Below are 15,204 nucleotides of genomic sequence, written 5' to 3' on the forward strand. Positions count from 1 at the left end.
AACAACAACCGAAACAGGGAGCGTCACAGTGAGCACACTCGTCTGCAATTCCGTCCGCCCTTCGCGCTTTTCCGCCCCTCGCCCACGCACGACCTTGAGCCTGATCGGCTGCAGCAGCCTCGCTTTCGCCCTGCCGATGAGCGCCGGTGCCGAAGGCTTTATCGACGACAGCAAGGCCACGCTGAACCTGCGCAACGCCTACTTCAATCGCAACTTCGTCAACCCGGCCTACCCGCAGGGCAAAGCTGAAGAGTGGACGCAGAACTTCATCCTCGACGCCAGATCCGGCTTCACCCAAGGCACTGTCGGTTTCGGTCTCGACGTGCTGGGGCTGTATTCACAGAAGCTCGACGGCGGTAAAGGCACCGGCGGTACGCAACTGCTGCCGATCCACGATGACGGGCGCCCGGCCGACAATTTCGGCCGGCTCGGTGTGGCGCTGAAGGCCAAGGTGTCGAAGACCGAGCTGAAGGTCGGCGAATGGATGCCGGTGTTGCCGATCCTGCGTTCGGACGACGGACGCTCACTGCCGCAGACCTTTCGCGGCGGCCAGATCACCTCCACCGAGATCAACGGCCTGTCCGTCTACGGCGGTCAGTTTCGCGGCAACAGCCCACGCAATGACGCAAGCATGGAAGACATGTCAATGAACGGCCGCGGCGCGTTCACTTCCGATCGCTTCAACTTTGGCGGCGGCGAATACACCTTCAACGACAAACGCACCCTGGTCGGCGTGTGGTACGCCGAACTCAGCGACATCTACCAGCAGCAGTACTTCAACGTCAGCCACAGCCAGCCGCTGGGCGACTGGACACTGGGTGCCAACCTCGGCTTTTTCACTGGCAAGGAAGACGGCAGTGCCCGCGCCGGCGACCTCGACAACAAGACCGCCTTCGCCCTGCTCTCAGCCAAATACGGCGGCAACACCTTCTATGTCGGTCTGCAGAAACTCTCAGGTGACGATGCCTGGATGCGGGTCAACGGCACCAGCGGCGGCACCCTGGCCAACGACAGTTACAACGCCAGTTATGACAACGCCAGGGAACGCTCCTGGCAACTGCGCCACGACTACAACTTCGTCGCCCTCGGCATCCCGGGCCTGACCCTGATGAACCGCTACATCAGCGGCGACAACGTGCACACCGGCACCGTGACCGACGGCAAGGAATGGGGCCGCGAGTCGGAGCTGGCCTACACGGTGCAAAGCGGCCCGTTGAAAAACCTCAACGTGAAATGGCGCAACGCGACGATCCGCCGGGACTTCAGCACCAACGAGTTCGACGAGAACCGGGTCTTTATCAGCTATCCGATTTCGTTGTTGTAAGCAGATCTCTTTTTACCCTGCGGGAGCGAACCTGCTCGCAAAGGCGCCTTGTCAGTCGAAGCAAGAGTGCCTGGACCGGCCTCATCGCTGGCAAGCCAGCTCCCACAGGTATCAGCGTTGTTTTCAATTAGCGCATTCACCACAAAATCCTGTGGGCGCTGGCTTGCCAGCGATAGCGGCGGCAGATTCACCATGGATGTTGATTGACACACCGCTTTCGCGAGCAGGCTCGCTCCTGCAAGGGATTGCGTTGCCAAGTGGGCATTGTGGTGATCGAAAAGTGTTTTGGGCCTTCCGTCATTTACACCAAAAGTCGCGTTGACAAGTTCCGGAAACCCTACCGATACTTCAGCGCAGTCATACGACAACCTACAACAAACTTAAAAACAAAACATGTAAGGGATTGCCATGACGTCTACTTCTGCACCCCGCGCCCCTTTCAATCGCCTGCTGCTGACCGGCGCTGCCGGTGGCCTCGGCAAGGTCCTGCGTGAACGCCTGCGCCCCTATGCCAAGGTGTTGCGCCTGTCCGACATCGCCGCCCTCGCCCCGGCCACCGATGATCGCGAAGAAATCGTGCTCTGCGACCTCGCCGACAAAAACGCCGTGCACCAACTGGTCGAAGGCGTGGATGCGATCCTGCACTTCGGCGGCGTCTCGGTGGAGCGGCCGTTCGAAGAAATCCTCGGGGCCAACATCTGCGGCGTCTTCCATATCTACGAAGCGGCGCGCCGGCACGGCGTGAAGCGCGTGATCTTCGCCAGCTCCAACCACGTCATCGGTTTCTACAAGCAGGACGAAAAACTCGACGCCAGCTCAGCGCGCCGTCCCGATGGTTACTACGGTTTGTCCAAGTCCTACGGCGAAGACATGGCCAGTTTCTACTTCGATCGCTACGGCATCGAGACCGTCAGCATCCGCATCGGCTCCTCGTTTCCCGAGCCGCAAAACCGCCGGATGATGCACACCTGGCTGAGCTTCGACGACCTCACGCAACTGCTCGAACACTCGTTGTACACGGCGAACGTCGGCCACACCGTGGTTTACGGCATGTCCGACAACAAGGACCTGTGGTGGGACAACCGCCTGGCCAGCCACCTCGGGTTCACGCCGAAAGACACCTCTGAAGTGTTCCGCGAACAGGTCGAGGCACAACCGATGCCAGCGGCCGATGACCCGGCACGCATCTATCAGGGCGGCGCGTTTGTCGCGGCGGGTCCGTTCGGTGACTGATCACGCTGACCACGACACAAGGGAATGAATATGCAAGTCGAATTGATCGTCGATGCCCGCAATGCCGTGGGTGAAAGCCCGGTCTGGGTGCCGCAGGACAACGCCCTGTACTGGGTGGACATCCCCAACGGCGGGCTGCAACGCTGGAGCGCCGACACCGGCCACGTCCATGCGTGGAAAACCCCGGAAATGCTCGCCTGCATCGCTCGCCACCGCCGGGGTGGCTGGGTCGCTGGCATGGAGAGCGGTTTCTTTCATCTGCACCCGCACAGCGACGGCAGTCTCGACAGCGAACGGCTCGCCAGCGTTGCACACAGCCGCAATGACATGCGCCTCAACGACGGCCGCTGCGATCGTCAGGGCCGCTTCTGGGCCGGCAGTATGGTGCTGGACATGGGTCTGAACTTGCCCGAAGGCCGGTTGTACCGCTACGGCACCGGGCAGTCGGGCGTGATCGAGGCGCAGCTGGACGGTTTTATCGTGCCCAACGGCCTCGGTTTCAGCCCCGACGGCAAGACGATGTATGTGTCTGATTCGCACCCCGCCGTGCAATTGATCTGGGCCTTCGATTACGACACCGACAGCGGCACGCCGTCGAATCGCCGTGTATTCATCGACATGAATCATTTCCCCGGACGCCCCGACGGGGCTGCTGTGGATGCCGAGGGTTTCTACTGGATCTGTGCCAACGACGCCGGCCTCATTCACCGCTTCGCGCCGGACGGTCGACTCGATTTCTCGCTGGCCGTACCGGTGAAAAAACCGACCATGTGCGCCTTCGGCGGCAGCCGTATGGACACCTTGTTCGTGACCTCGATTCGTCCCGGCGATGACCACGATCCGCAATCCCTGGCCGGCGGCGTGTTCGCCCTTAACCCCAACGTCAAGGGCCTGCCGGAGCCGATATTCGACGATGTGCTGTAACACCCGCCTCTGCTGCACCGCTGCGCCTTGAACACAACAATAACAAGACTGGAGACTCACCCCCATGTACTTCAAACGCACCTTGCTCGCCGTCGCTTTACCGTTTGCCTTTACTCTCGCCAGCGCCGCGCAGGCGCTGGAAATCAAATTCGCCGACATTCACCCCGCCGGTTACCCGACCGTGGTCGCGGAAGAAAGCATGGGCAAAACCCTGACCAAGGAAACCAACGGCGACCTCACCTTCAAGTATTTCCCGGGCGGCGTGCTCGGTTCGGAAAAGGAAGTCATCGAACAGGCCCAGGTCGGCGCAATCCAGATGACCCGCGTCAGCCTCGGCATCGTCGGCCCGGTGGTGCCGGATGTGAACGTGTTCAACATGCCGTTCATCTTCCGCGACCAGGCGCACATGCGTGCGGTGATCGACGGCGACGTCGGCGATGCGATCCTCGACAAGATCACCCAATCGGAATTCGGTCTGGTCGCGCTGGCCTGGATGGACGGCGGCACGCGCAACCTCTACACCAAGAAACCGGTGCGCAAACTCGAAGACCTCAAGGGCATGAAGATCCGCGTGCAAGGCAACCCGATGTTCATCGAAACCATCAATGCCATGGGCGGCAACGGCATTGCGATGGACACCGGGGAAATCTTCAGCGCCCTGCAGACCGGCGTGATCGACGGCGCGGAAAACAACCCGCCAACCCTGCTCGAGCACAATCACTTCCAGAACGCCAAGTTCTACAGCCTCACCGGCCACCTGATCCTGCCGGAGCCGATCGTGATGTCGAAAATCACTTGGGACAAACTCACCCCTGAACAGCAAACACTGGTGAAGAAAGCCGCCAAGGCGGCCCAGCTTGAAGAGCGCGCACTGTGGGACGCGAAGTCCGCCAGCAGCGAAGAAAAACTCAAGGCCGCCGGCGTCGAGTTCATCACCGTCGACAAGAAACCCTTCTACGAGGCCACTGCCCCGGTTCGCGAGAAATACGGCGCGCCTTACGCCGACCTGATCAAGCGTATCGAAGCGGTGCAGTAACCCTCCCAGCCCTCAATGAAAGGCCCGGCAGCGCTGGCGTCCACTGACGCTCGCGGCTGCCCGGTTACGGTGGATCCCGATGAAGAATTCGCTGCTGCGCCTCAACGATAAGCTGTACATGACCTGCATCTGGGTCGCGGGCCTGTCGGTCCTGGCCATCGCCCTGATCATTCCCTGGGGCGTATTCGCCCGTTACGCCCTCGGCACCGGTTCGAGCTGGCCGGAACCCACCGCGATCCTGCTGATGATGGTTTTCACCTTCATCGGCGCCGCTGCCAGTTATCGCGCCGGTGCGCACATGGCCGTCGCCATGGTCACCGACCGTTTACCACCCAACCTGCGCAGAACGATGAGCGTCATCTCGCAGTTATTGATGGGCACCATCTGCCTGTTCATGACCATCTGGGGCGCCAAGCTGTGCGCCTCGACCTGGAACCAGTTCATGAGCGCCCTGCCAACCTTGCGCGTGGGCATCACCTACATGCCGATCCCGATCGGCGGCGCGCTGACGCTGATCTTTGTCGTGGAAAAACTGCTGTTCGATGACCAAAGCAATCGCCGCGTGGTGCGGTTCGACCTGGTTGAAGAAAACGAAGGGGCTGCCTGATGGACGCATTGATTCTGTTAGGCAGTTTTATCGTGTTGATCCTGATCGGCATGCCGGTCGCCTACGCCCTCGGGTTGTCGGCGCTGATCGGCGCGTGGTGGATCGACATCCCGTTCCAGGCCTTGATGATTCAGGTGGCCGGCGGGGTCAATAAATTTTCCTTGCTGGCGATTCCGTTCTTCGTGCTGGCCGGGGCGATCATGGCCGAGGGCGGCATGTCGCGGCGGCTGGTGGCGTTTGCCGGGGTGTTGGTGGGGTTCGTGCGTGGTGGTCTGTCGCTGGTCAACATCATGGCCTCGACCTTCTTCGGTGCGATCTCGGGATCGTCGGTGGCCGACACGGCATCGGTGGGCTCGGTGCTGATTCCAGAAATGGAGCGCAAGGGTTATCCGCGCGAGTTCTCCACGGCGGTGACGGTCAGCGGGTCGGTGCAGGCGCTGTTGACGCCACCAAGCCATAACTCGGTGCTTTATTCGCTGGCGGCCGGTGGCACCGTGTCCATCGCCTCGCTGTTCATGGCCGGCGTGGTCCCGGGCCTGTTGATGAGCGCATGCCTGATGGTGCTGTGCCTGATCTTCGCGAAAAAACGCGACTACCCGAAGGGCGACGTCATCCCGCTGCGCGAGGCCTTGAAGATCTGCGGCGAAGCGCTATGGGGCATGATGGCGATGGTGATCATTCTGGGCGGCATTCTGTCCGGGATCTTCACCGCCACCGAGTCGGCGGCCATCGCCGTGCTCTGGGCGTTCTTCGTGACCATGTTCATCTATCGCGACTATAAATGGAGCGAACTGCCGAAACTGATGCACCGCACGGTGCGCACGATTTCGATCGTGATGATCCTGATCGGCTTCGCGGCGAGCTTCGGCTACATCATGACCCTGATGCAGATCCCGGCGAAGATCACCACGCTGTTCCTGACCCTGTCGGACAACCGCTACGTGATTCTGATGTGCATCAACGTCATGCTGCTGTTGCTCGGCACGGTGATGGACATGGCGCCGCTGATCCTGATCCTCACGCCGATTCTGATGCCGGTGATTCTCGGCATCGGTGTCGATCCGGTGCAGTTCGGCATGATCATGTTGGTCAACCTGGGGATCGGGCTGATCACGCCACCGGTGGGCGCGGTGCTGTTTGTCGGCTCGGCGGTGGGCAAGGTCAGTATCGAAAGCACCGTGAAGGCGCTGCTGCCGTTCTACGCCGTGCTGTTTCTGGTATTGATGCTGGTGACCTACATTCCGGCGATTTCGCTGTGGTTACCGCATCTGGTGTTGTAACCCCGACGCTGCGACGAGGGAGCCCGCTCCCTCGCCACAGGTGTTGCTTCAGGCCCGCCATACCATGTAGGCCGCCACCACCAGACACACACTGGCAAACCCCACCTGCAACGCTCGCGCCGGCACCCGTGCGCAGAGCTTGCGACCGATGATCATGCCGACGATGCTGGCGACGATGAACGCCGCACCCTGAGCATCTATCCGCACACCGGCGTGAAACGCCCCGATCACGCCAATCGCCGAGATTAGGCTGATCACCATCAACGACGTGGCGACGATGCCGCGCATCTGCACATCGGTCAGTTGCTTGAACGCCGGCACGATCAGGAAACCGCCGCCAACGCCGAGCAACCCGGACACCACGCCGGTAATCGCGCCCAACGCCGCCAACGTCGCGGTGCATTTGGCGGTCCAGTCGAAGCGCCCGGTCTGCTCGTTGAGCATGCAGTTCTTCTGGCCCCAACTGGCGTGACCGTGGTCACTTGGGCCTGCTTGCGCGCGCTCGCGGCGCAACATACGCCAGGCCACCATGACCATCAGCAGACTGAACAGCATCATCAGGATCTGCTCCGGCAACTGATGCGCGAAGTAGATGCCCAGCGGCGAAAATACCGCGCCCAGCGCCGCAATCAGCAACGCCGCACGATAACGCACCAGACCATGGCGCAAACCGTCGACGGCACCGACCGCCGCGGCACTGCCCACCGCAAACAAGGCCACAGGCGCAGCCTGAGTCATCGTCCAGCCGAGCCCGAGCACCAGCGCCGGCACCGCGAGAATCCCGCCGCCCGCGCCGGTCAGCCCGAGCACCAACCCCATCACCACGCCAAACAGACTAGCCAGCAACATAGAGGCCTCTCAGTCGACGTTGGACACGGCGGTCAGCCATTCACGGCCCTTGAGCATGCCGTTCCAGTAGAACCACGGCAGCAGCGTCGCCTTGAGCCACCAGGCCGAACGGCGCGGTACGGTCGCATCGAGGGGAAAGGTCGGCAGCAGTTTTCCGCCGTAGCCAAACTCGGCGAGGATCACCTTGCCCTTCTCCACCGTCAGCGGGCAGGAACCGTAGCCGTCGTATTTCAGCGGCAGCGGTTGGCCCTTGCGCAAGGCCAGCAGGTTCTGCGCCACCACCACGATTTGCTTGCGCACCGCCGCCGCGGTTTTCGCATTGCTGGTGCCGCAGATATCACCCAGCGCGAACACGTGCGGATAACGCGGATGTTGCAGGCTGTGCGGATTGACCTCGCACCAGCCAGCGGCATCGGCCAATGGACTTTGCGCGATGAAATCCGGCGACACCTGTGGTGGAACGACGTGCAGCAGGTCGAAGGTCTTCGCCTCACGGGTGACGTTACCGTCGGCGTCCTTGGTCTCGAACCACGCGGTTTTCGCCGGGCCGTCGACCTTGACCAGGTTCGAGTTGAACGCCAGTTGCGCGTTGTATTTTTCGATGTACTTCATCAGTGGCGGCACGAATGTCGCCACGCCAAACAGCGCGGCGCCAGCCAGGTTGAACTCGACCTTGATGTTGTTCAGCAATCCGCTTTTGAGCCAGTGATCACAGGACAGGTATAGCGCTTTCTGCGGTGCACCGGCGCATTTGATCGGCATTGCCGGTTGCGTGAACAGCGCTTTACCGTCGCGCAGTTTCTGCACCTGATCCCAGGTGTATTGCGCATGCTGATAGCTGTAGTTGGACGTGACGCCGTGCTGGCCGAGGCTTTCCTGCAAGCCTTCGATCTTGTCCCAGGCCAGGCGCAGGCCGGGGCAGACAATCAGGTTCTGATAGCTGACGGTGCGTTGATCGTTGAGGGTCAGCTGGCGCTTGTCAGGATCGACAGCGGTCACCGCTGCTTGAATCCAGGTGGCCTGACGGGGCATCACCTTGCTCATCGGCCTGGCGGTGTCTTTGACGTCGTAGGCGCCACCGCCAACCAGCGTCCACGCCGGTTGATAGTAGTGCTGGGCACTCGGCTCGATCACCGTGACGTTCAAATGTGGATCGCGCTTGAGCAGGCTGGCGACGAAGCCGATGCCCGCCGTACCGCCGCCGATCACCACGATGTCTGCACTGATGGATGGGCCCCAGTGTTGATCGTTCATTGCTTGTTCCTTATTGCTGCACGCAAGGTTTTTTCCGGCCATCCCACAAATCCATTGCAGGAGTGAGCCTGCTCGCGATAACGGCGTGACAGTCACAGAAGATGCTGGCTGCCCCACCGCTTTCGCGAGCAGGCTCACTCTTGCAGGGGTAGTGTGCTGGCAAGCATTTATGGGTGACCGAGGCTTTTCAGCACCGCGCCGCAATACAACCCGGACAGGGTCTTCATCACCTGAATCACTTCAGGACTGGCCAGGCCATAAAAAATGTATTTGCCTTCACGGCGAGTCGCCACCAGCCCTTCATCACGCAGGATGCCCAGTTGCTGGGACAGCGTCGGTTGGCGCACGCCGGTCATTTTTTCCAGTTCGCCGACATTGCGTTCGCCCTGGGTCAATTGGCACAGGATCAACAAGCGATCCTCATTGGCCAGGGCCTTGAGCAGCGCGCAGGCCTTGGAGGCCGAGGCGCGCAATTGGGCGACTTCACATTCGGTCAGACTGGATTGCATTTGCACGATGCCTTCAACGTCACTTAAGCTGTGAACATTATGTTTTTAGATAAAGTGTTGCAACCCATTTTCCTTGTTCAGGTTGGTGTCCATGCCCGCGCAGATTGAAGCTTTCCTCGACCCCGCCTCTTCGACCTACAGCTACGTGGTCTACGAAGCCGATGGCGGACAGTGCGCAATCGTCGACCCGGTGCTTGATTATGACGGCGCCGCCGGCCGTACCTGCACCGCCCAGGCCGACAAAATCATCGCCTTCGTTCACGCGCACAGCCTGCAGGTGCAGTGGCTGCTGGAAACCCATGCCCACGCCGATCACCTGTCCGCAGCGCCTTACCTGCGCCGGGAACTGGGCGGAAAAATCGCCATTGGCGAATCAATCAGCAAAGTGCAGAACGTGTTCAAGGCGCTGTTCAACCTGGAGCCGGAGTTCTGCGTCGATGGCTCGCAGTTCGATCACCTGTTTGCGCCGAACGAGTCATTCCGCATTGGCAACCTCAAGGCCACCGCCCTGCACGTCCCCGGCCACACCCCGGCGGACATGGCTTACCTGATCGACGGCGAACAGATTCTGGTCGGCGACACGCTGTTCATGCCCGACGTCGGCACCGCCCGCTGCGACTTCCCCGGCGGCAACGCGCATCAACTGTACAACTCGATCCACAAGCTGCTGGCCTTCCCCGCCAGCGTCAAACTCTACGTCTGCCACGACTACCCACCCGAAGGCCGCGCCGCGCAGTGCCAGACCACTGTCGGCGAGCAGCGCAAAAGCAATATTCATGTGCATGACGGAATCGACGAGGCGGCGTTCGTCGAGATGCGCACCAAACGCGATGCCGGACTGGGCATGCCGACGCTGCTGCTGCCGGCGATTCAGGTCAATGTGCGGGCGGGGAATCTGCCACCGGCAGAGGAAAACGGCGTGGTGTACCTGAAGATTCCGCTCAACTCTCTATAGGAAAAAGTCGCTCGAACCATCACCAGATTATTTTTCCTACGAACGCTGGCGATAGTGATGAACTGGTGAAAATCCTCTCAGCGATCAGACTCCATCGGGCAAACATTCAATGGAGTTTTCGCAATATGGATATTCGCCGTAATCACCGCGACATGACACCGCAACAGAAAGCTGCGTTCGTCGATGCGATCCTGGTACTGAAAAACAACGTCGACAGCGTCCTGCGCCCCGGACAGCAAAATCGCTACGATGACTTTGTGCAGATCCACAAAAACTCGATGGGCGGCGCCAATCCGCTGATACCCAATCCGCATCGCAGCCCTTTGTTCTATCCGTGGCATCGAATTCTGATTCGCCAGTTCGAACTGGCCCTGCAGTCCGCCACCAATGATCCGACCATTACCCTGCCCTACTGGAACTGGCAACTGACCGGAGCAGACAACCCCTTCACGTCGGATTTCATGGGCTCAAACGGTGACAACCTGCAAGATCAGCGTGTCACCAGCGGTCCGTTTTCCAGGGAGCACTCACAATTCGATGTCAGGGTCTGGGACGAGGGCACTGGCAACACCGGCATTCGTCGAAATCTGGGGGCAAGCGGCGCACTGCCCACCCCGCTGGATGTTATTTCGACCCTGAACAGAACGCCTTACTGGATGGATGAAAGCGGCTGGGAAAACGTCTCGGAAAGCCTTTTGCACAATCCGGTACATGCCTGGATTGGCGGCAGCATGGCACAAGCCTCCTCACCCAACGATCCGATATTCTTCCTGCACCACTGCTACCTCGACTTGCTGTGGGAACGCTGGAAACATCAGCATGCTGGAACTCCAGGCTTTACCAATAGAGCTGGCTCGGCAGACACGAACGAAACCGTCCTGATCTTTCATCCTGCCAATGAACGGGCGCCCTGGGCGCAAACCTTTACCGTCCGACAAACCCTCTATACCGCAGAGCTCGATTACCGGTATGACTACATCTGACTTTCAGTTACCTAGCGTCAGGCCGTTTGCCGGCAAGGGCAATGCAGTCTTGTAGCGCACCTGCTTGAGCGCAAAACTCGAGCGAATATTCGCCACCCCCGGCACCTTGGTCAGAAAGTCCATCATGAAACGCTCCAGCGACTGAATGGTCGGCACCAGCACGCGGATCAGATAATCCGGGTCACCCGCCATCAAATAGCACTCCATCACCTCCGGGCGATCGGAAATCGCTTCTTCAAAATGCTGCAACGCCTCCTCCACCTGCTTCTCGAGGCTGACGTGGATGAACACGTTGACATGCAGTCCCAGCAGGTCGGCGTCCAGCAGCGTCACCTGCTCGCGAATCAGCCCTAATTCTTCCATCGCCTTGACCCGGTTAAAGCACGGTGTCGGCGACAGATTCACCGAGCGTGCGAGGTCGGCGTTGGTGATGCGCGCGTTCTCTTGAAGGCTGTTGAGAATGCCGATGTCGGTACGGTCCAGTTTGCGCATGAGACAAAACCACCTGTTTTTTATGTTTATGCAGAATTTCTATCTGCAAATCGTCTCCAGCGCAACGAAACAGAGAGAAATATTCTTCTGGCCCGGGCCTATGATTGTTGTAGGACAAGATTTCTTTCACCCAAGAATGATTGCCAGCTCACTACAAGAAATTCACAAGATCGAGCGTAGAAGCCATGACCCAAGCGTATGAACCGCTGCGTCTGCACGTCCCTGAACCTTCGGGCCGCCCAGGCTGCAAAACCGACTTTTCCTACCTGCATCTGACCGATGCCGGTACGGTGCGCAAACCATCCATCGACGTCGAACCCGCCGACACCGCCGACCTGGCGCGTGGCCTGATCCGCGTGCTCGACGACCAGGGCAACGCCCTCGGCCCCTGGGCTGAAAACGTGCCGGTCGAGATCCTGCGCAAGGGCATGCGCGCCATGCTCAAGACGCGGATCTACGACAACCGCATGGTGGTTGCCCAGCGCCAAAAAAAAATGTCGTTCTACATGCAGAGCCTTGGCGAAGAAGCCATTGGCAGCGCTCAGGCCCTGGCCTTGAACATCGACGACATGTGCTTCCCGACCTACCGCCAGCAAAGCATCCTGATGGCCCGCGAAGTGCCGTTGGTCGACCTGATCTGCCAACTGCTGTCCAACGAGCGCGATCCGCTCAAGGGTCGCCAGTTGCCGATCATGTACTCGGTCAAGGACGCCGGTTTCTTCACCATTTCCGGCAACCTCGCCACCCAGTTCATTCAGGCTGTCGGCTGGGGCATGGCCTCGGCGATCAAGGGCGACACGAAAATCGCCTCGGCGTGGATCGGTGACGGCGCCACCGCCGAATCGGACTTCCACACCGCCCTCACCTTCGCCCACGTTTACCGTGCGCCAGTGATCCTCAACGTGGTCAACAATCAATGGGCGATCTCGACCTTCCAGGCCATCGCCGGTGGTGAAGCCACTACCTTCGCCGGACGCGGCGTCGGTTGCGGCATCGCTTCGCTGCGCGTGGATGGCAACGACTTCTACGCCGTGTATGCAGCATCTGCCTGGGCCGCTGAACGCGCCCGGCGCAACCTCGGGCCGACCATGATCGAATGGGTCACCTACCGTGCCGGCCCGCACTCGACCTCCGACGATCCTTCCAAATACCGTCCTGCCGACGACTGGAGCCACTTCCCGCTGGGCGACCCGATTGCCCGCCTGAAGCAGCACCTGATCAAGGTCGGCCACTGGTCGGAAGAAGAACACGCCGCCGTCAGTGCCGAGCTCGAAGCCGAAGTGATTGCCGCGCAGAAACAGGCCGAGCAGTACGGCACCCTCGCCGGCGGCCAGATTCCAAGCGCCGCGACCATGTTCGAAGACGTCTACAAAGAGATGCCGGAGCACTTGAAGCGCCAGCGTCAGCAGTTGGGGATCTGACATGAACGATCACAACAACAATATTCAGCTGGAAACCGCCATGACCACGACCACCATGACCATGATCCAGGCCCTGCGCTCGGCCATGGATGTGATGCTTGAGCGTGACGACAACGTGGTGGTGTTCGGTCAGGACGTCGGCTATTTCGGCGGCGTGTTCCGTTGCACCGAAGGCCTGCAGACCAAGTACGGCACCTCGAGGGTGTTCGACGCACCAATCTCAGAGAGCGGCATCGTCGGCGTTGCCGTGGGCATGGGCGCTTACGGTCTGCGTCCGGTCGCCGAGATTCAGTTCGCCGACTACGTTTACCCGGCCTCCGACCAGATCATTTCCGAAGCGGCGCGCCTGCGTTATCGCTCGGCCGGTGAGTTCACCGCACCAATGACCCTGCGCATGCCATGCGGCGGCGGCATCTACGGCGGCCAGACCCACAGCCAGAGCATCGAGGCGATGTTCACTCAGGTCTGTGGTCTGCGCACCGTGATGCCGTCCAACCCGTACGACGCCAAGGGTCTGCTGATCGCCTCCATCGAAAACGATGACCCGGTGATCTTTCTTGAGCCAAAACGCCTGTACAACGGCCCGTTCGATGGCCACCACGACCGCCCGGTAACCCCATGGTCGAAACACCCGCAAGCCCAGGTGCCGGACGGTTACTACACCGTGCCGCTGGACGTCGCCGCGATCACCCGTCCGGGCAAGGACGTGACCGTGTTGACCTACGGCACCACCGTCTACGTCTCGCAAGTCGCGGCCGAAGAATCCGGCGTTGATGCCGAAGTCATCGACCTGCGCAGCCTGTGGCCGCTGGACCAGGAAACCATCGTCAAGTCGGTGAAGAAAACCGGCCGTTGCGTAGTGGTGCACGAAGCCACCCGCACTTGCGGGTTCGGCGCCGAACTGGTCGCGCTGGTGCAAGAGCATTGCTTCCATCACCTGGAAGCGCCGATCGAACGCGTCACCGGTTGGGACACCCCCTACCCGCACGCGCAAGAGTGGGCGTATTTCCCTGGGCCGTCCCGTGTGGGCGCAGCTCTGAAACGGGTCATGGAGGTCTGAATGGGCACGCACGTTATCAAGATGCCGGACATCGGCGAAGGCATCGCAGAAGTCGAACTGTCGCAGTGGCACGTCAAGGTTGGCGATCTGGTGGTTGAAGACCAGGTGCTGGCGGACGTGATGACCGACAAGGCCATGGTCGATATTCCATCGCCGGTGCACGGCAAGGTGATTGCTCTCGGCGGTCAGCCGGGTGAAGTGATGGCGGTCGGCAGTGTGCTGATCAGCATCGAGGTGGAAGGTGCCGGCAACTTGAAGGAGTCCGCCGCACCCGCGCCTGTCAAAGAGGCGCCGATTGCGCTGAAAGCTGAAGCGACGGTCGAAAGCAAACCGGTCGCCGCTGCTGCACCGCGTCCGGCTGCCGTTTGCCAGGGCCCGATGGTTGCCCGTGAAGCCGATGAACGTCCACTGGCCTCCCCGGCCGTGCGCAAACATGCGCTGGATCTGGGCATTCAATTGCGCCTGGTACGCGGCACCGGCCCGGCTGGTCGCGTGCTGCACGAGGACCTCGAGGCCTATCTGGCGCAAGGTCAGTCGAACGCTTCGGCGCCGGCAGCCGCCGCTTACGCCCAGCGTCACGATGAAGAACAGATTCCAGTGATCGGCATGCGTCGCAAGATCGCCCAACGCATGCAGGACGCCACCCAGCGCGCCGCGCACTTCAGTTACGTCGAGGAAATCGACGTCACCGCGATTGAAGAGCTGCGCGCGCATCTGAATGAAAAACACGGTGCCAGCCGTGGCAAGTTGACCTTGCTGCCGTTCCTCGTGCGTGCGCTGGTCGTTGCCTTGCGCGACTTCCCGCAGATGAACGCCCGGTACGACGACGAAGCCCAGGTCATCACTCGCCTCGGCGCGGTACACGTCGGCGTCGCCACGCAAAGTGACGTTGGCCTGATGGTGCCGGTGGTGCGTCACGCCGAAGCCCGCAGCCTGTGGGACAGCGCTGCGGAAATCTCGCGCCTGGCGAATGCTGCCCGCAATGGCAAGGCCAGCCGCGACGAACTGTCCGGCTCGACCATCACCCTGACCAGCCTCGGTGCGCTGGGCGGCATCGTCAGCACCCCGGTGCTGAACCTGCCGGAAGTGGCAATCGTCGGCGTGAACAAAATTGTCGAACGGCCAATGGTCGTCAAAGGCCAGGTGGTGATCCGCAAGATGATGAACCTCTCCAGTTCCTTCGATCACCGCGTGGTCGACGGCATGGACGCGGCGCTCTTCATCCAGGCCATCCGTGGCTTGCTCGAACAACCCGCCACTTTGTTTGTGGAGTAAGG

At 60.7% G+C, this 15,204-nt stretch carries 15 protein-coding genes; 11 read left to right on the top strand and 4 right to left on the bottom strand.

Translation table 11 applies throughout. The features are described from left to right. Positions 1-28: 28 nt before the first annotated feature. The 6 genes from HV782_RS17885 to HV782_RS17910 all read left to right on the top strand — a co-directional run bounded on the left by HV782_RS17885 (position 29) and on the right by HV782_RS17910 (position 6,404). The gene (locus HV782_RS17885; RefSeq protein ID WP_186744259.1) at positions 29-1,324 is read left to right on the top strand and encodes an OprD family porin; all 1,296 of its coding nucleotides are present in this window, start codon (positions 29-31) and stop codon (positions 1,322-1,324) included. A gap of 408 nt (positions 1,325-1,732) precedes the next feature. Continuing rightward, positions 1,733-2,557 (top strand): NAD-dependent epimerase/dehydratase family protein, encoded by an 825-nt coding sequence (locus HV782_RS17890; protein ID WP_186744261.1) that lies wholly within the window; start codon positions 1,733-1,735, stop codon positions 2,555-2,557. A 30-nt stretch (positions 2,558-2,587) separates the two neighbouring features. Next, positions 2,588-3,481 (top strand): SMP-30/gluconolactonase/LRE family protein, encoded by an 894-nt coding sequence (locus tag HV782_RS17895; RefSeq protein ID WP_186744450.1) that lies wholly within the window; start codon positions 2,588-2,590, stop codon positions 3,479-3,481. A 64-nt stretch (positions 3,482-3,545) separates the two neighbouring features. Next, positions 3,546-4,517, top strand: a complete 972-nt coding sequence (locus HV782_RS17900) for a TRAP transporter substrate-binding protein (protein WP_186744263.1) — start codon at positions 3,546-3,548, stop codon at positions 4,515-4,517. 79 nt (positions 4,518-4,596) lie between these two features. After that, entirely contained in the window at positions 4,597-5,124 is a 528-nt protein-coding gene (locus HV782_RS17905) for a TRAP transporter small permease (protein WP_186744265.1), read from the top strand. Next, positions 5,124-6,404, top strand: coding sequence for a TRAP transporter large permease (locus HV782_RS17910; protein ID WP_123462624.1), 1,281 nt, complete (start codon positions 5,124-5,126; stop codon positions 6,402-6,404). The genes HV782_RS17905 and HV782_RS17910 overlap by 1 nt, the downstream gene beginning before the upstream one ends. 48 nt (positions 6,405-6,452) lie before the next feature. Here HV782_RS17910 and HV782_RS17915 read toward each other — a convergent pair whose 3' ends face one another. The 3 genes from HV782_RS17915 to HV782_RS17925 form a co-directional block, all read right to left on the bottom strand. Continuing rightward, the gene (locus HV782_RS17915; protein WP_128616403.1) at positions 6,453-7,253 is read right to left on the bottom strand and encodes a sulfite exporter TauE/SafE family protein; all 801 of its coding nucleotides are present in this window, start codon (positions 7,251-7,253) and stop codon (positions 6,453-6,455) included. Between the two features lie 9 nt (positions 7,254-7,262). Next, positions 7,263-8,507 carry an NAD(P)/FAD-dependent oxidoreductase gene (locus tag HV782_RS17920; protein WP_186744267.1) on the bottom strand — a complete coding sequence of 415 codons (1,245 nt, stop codon included), beginning with the start codon at positions 8,505-8,507 and terminating at the stop codon, positions 7,263-7,265. Between the two features lie 167 nt (positions 8,508-8,674). Continuing rightward, positions 8,675-9,016 (bottom strand): ArsR/SmtB family transcription factor, encoded by a 342-nt coding sequence (locus HV782_RS17925; protein ID WP_123462618.1) that lies wholly within the window; start codon positions 9,014-9,016, stop codon positions 8,675-8,677. Between the two features lie 91 nt (positions 9,017-9,107). On the opposite strand from HV782_RS17925, the gene HV782_RS17930 reads away from it, so the two are divergent. Both HV782_RS17930 and HV782_RS17935 read left to right on the top strand, forming a co-directional pair. After that, positions 9,108-9,971, top strand: a complete 864-nt coding sequence (locus HV782_RS17930; protein ID WP_128616401.1) for an MBL fold metallo-hydrolase — start codon at positions 9,108-9,110, stop codon at positions 9,969-9,971. A gap of 125 nt (positions 9,972-10,096) precedes the next feature. Then, the gene (locus tag HV782_RS17935; protein ID WP_186744269.1) at positions 10,097-10,954 is read left to right on the top strand and encodes a tyrosinase family protein; all 858 of its coding nucleotides are present in this window, start codon (positions 10,097-10,099) and stop codon (positions 10,952-10,954) included. A 3-nt stretch (positions 10,955-10,957) separates the two neighbouring features. Here HV782_RS17935 and bkdR read toward each other — a convergent pair whose 3' ends face one another. Next, positions 10,958-11,446 (bottom strand): Bkd operon transcriptional regulator BkdR, encoded by a 489-nt coding sequence (gene bkdR / locus HV782_RS17940; RefSeq protein WP_007915088.1) that lies wholly within the window; start codon positions 11,444-11,446, stop codon positions 10,958-10,960. A 185-nt stretch (positions 11,447-11,631) separates the two neighbouring features. Here bkdR and HV782_RS17945 point away from each other — a divergent pair, with 185 nt between their 5' ends. From HV782_RS17945 to HV782_RS17955, 3 genes are read left to right on the top strand one after another with little or no spacing between them, the layout of a single operon-like run. After that, positions 11,632-12,867, top strand: a complete 1,236-nt coding sequence (locus HV782_RS17945) for a 3-methyl-2-oxobutanoate dehydrogenase (2-methylpropanoyl-transferring) subunit alpha (protein WP_003224001.1) — start codon at positions 11,632-11,634, stop codon at positions 12,865-12,867. Between the two features lies 1 nt (position 12,868). Continuing rightward, entirely contained in the window at positions 12,869-13,927 is a 1,059-nt protein-coding gene (locus HV782_RS17950; RefSeq protein WP_186744271.1) for an alpha-ketoacid dehydrogenase subunit beta, read from the top strand. Further along, complete coding sequence (locus tag HV782_RS17955; RefSeq protein WP_186744273.1) at positions 13,928-15,202, top strand: dihydrolipoamide acetyltransferase family protein; 1,275 nt, start codon at positions 13,928-13,930, stop codon at positions 15,200-15,202. It begins immediately after the preceding gene. Positions 15,203-15,204 lie beyond the last annotated feature (2 nt).

Source organism: Pseudomonas monsensis (assembly GCF_014268495.2).
Lineage (GTDB): Bacteria > Pseudomonadota > Gammaproteobacteria > Pseudomonadales > Pseudomonadaceae > Aquipseudomonas > Aquipseudomonas monsensis.

What these genes read in the sequence shown, in the direction of transcription:
- HV782_RS17890 (WP_186744261.1), top strand. Translation starts at nt 1,733, where the DNA reads ATGACGTCTACTTCTGCACCCCGCGCCCCTTTCAATCGCCTGCTGCTG.
- HV782_RS17925 (WP_123462618.1), bottom strand. Translation starts at nt 9,016, where the DNA reads ATGCAATCCAGTCTGACCGAATGTGAAGTCGCCCAATTGCGCGCCTCG.
- HV782_RS17915 (WP_128616403.1), bottom strand. Translation starts at nt 7,253, where the DNA reads ATGTTGCTGGCTAGTCTGTTTGGCGTGGTGATGGGGTTGGTGCTCGGG.
- HV782_RS17895 (WP_186744450.1), top strand. Translation starts at nt 2,588, where the DNA reads ATGCAAGTCGAATTGATCGTCGATGCCCGCAATGCCGTGGGTGAAAGC.
- HV782_RS17910 (WP_123462624.1), top strand. Translation starts at nt 5,124, where the DNA reads ATGGACGCATTGATTCTGTTAGGCAGTTTTATCGTGTTGATCCTGATC.
- HV782_RS17935 (WP_186744269.1), top strand. Translation starts at nt 10,097, where the DNA reads ATGGATATTCGCCGTAATCACCGCGACATGACACCGCAACAGAAAGCT.
- HV782_RS17905 (WP_186744265.1), top strand. Translation starts at nt 4,597, where the DNA reads ATGAAGAATTCGCTGCTGCGCCTCAACGATAAGCTGTACATGACCTGC.
- HV782_RS17945 (WP_003224001.1), top strand. Translation starts at nt 11,632, where the DNA reads ATGACCCAAGCGTATGAACCGCTGCGTCTGCACGTCCCTGAACCTTCG.
- HV782_RS17900 (WP_186744263.1), top strand. Translation starts at nt 3,546, where the DNA reads ATGTACTTCAAACGCACCTTGCTCGCCGTCGCTTTACCGTTTGCCTTT.
- HV782_RS17950 (WP_186744271.1), top strand. Translation starts at nt 12,869, where the DNA reads ATGAACGATCACAACAACAATATTCAGCTGGAAACCGCCATGACCACG.
- HV782_RS17930 (WP_128616401.1), top strand. Translation starts at nt 9,108, where the DNA reads ATGCCCGCGCAGATTGAAGCTTTCCTCGACCCCGCCTCTTCGACCTAC.
- HV782_RS17920 (WP_186744267.1), bottom strand. Translation starts at nt 8,507, where the DNA reads ATGAACGATCAACACTGGGGCCCATCCATCAGTGCAGACATCGTGGTG.
- HV782_RS17955 (WP_186744273.1), top strand. Translation starts at nt 13,928, where the DNA reads ATGGGCACGCACGTTATCAAGATGCCGGACATCGGCGAAGGCATCGCA.
- bkdR (WP_007915088.1), bottom strand. Translation starts at nt 11,446, where the DNA reads ATGCGCAAACTGGACCGTACCGACATCGGCATTCTCAACAGCCTTCAA.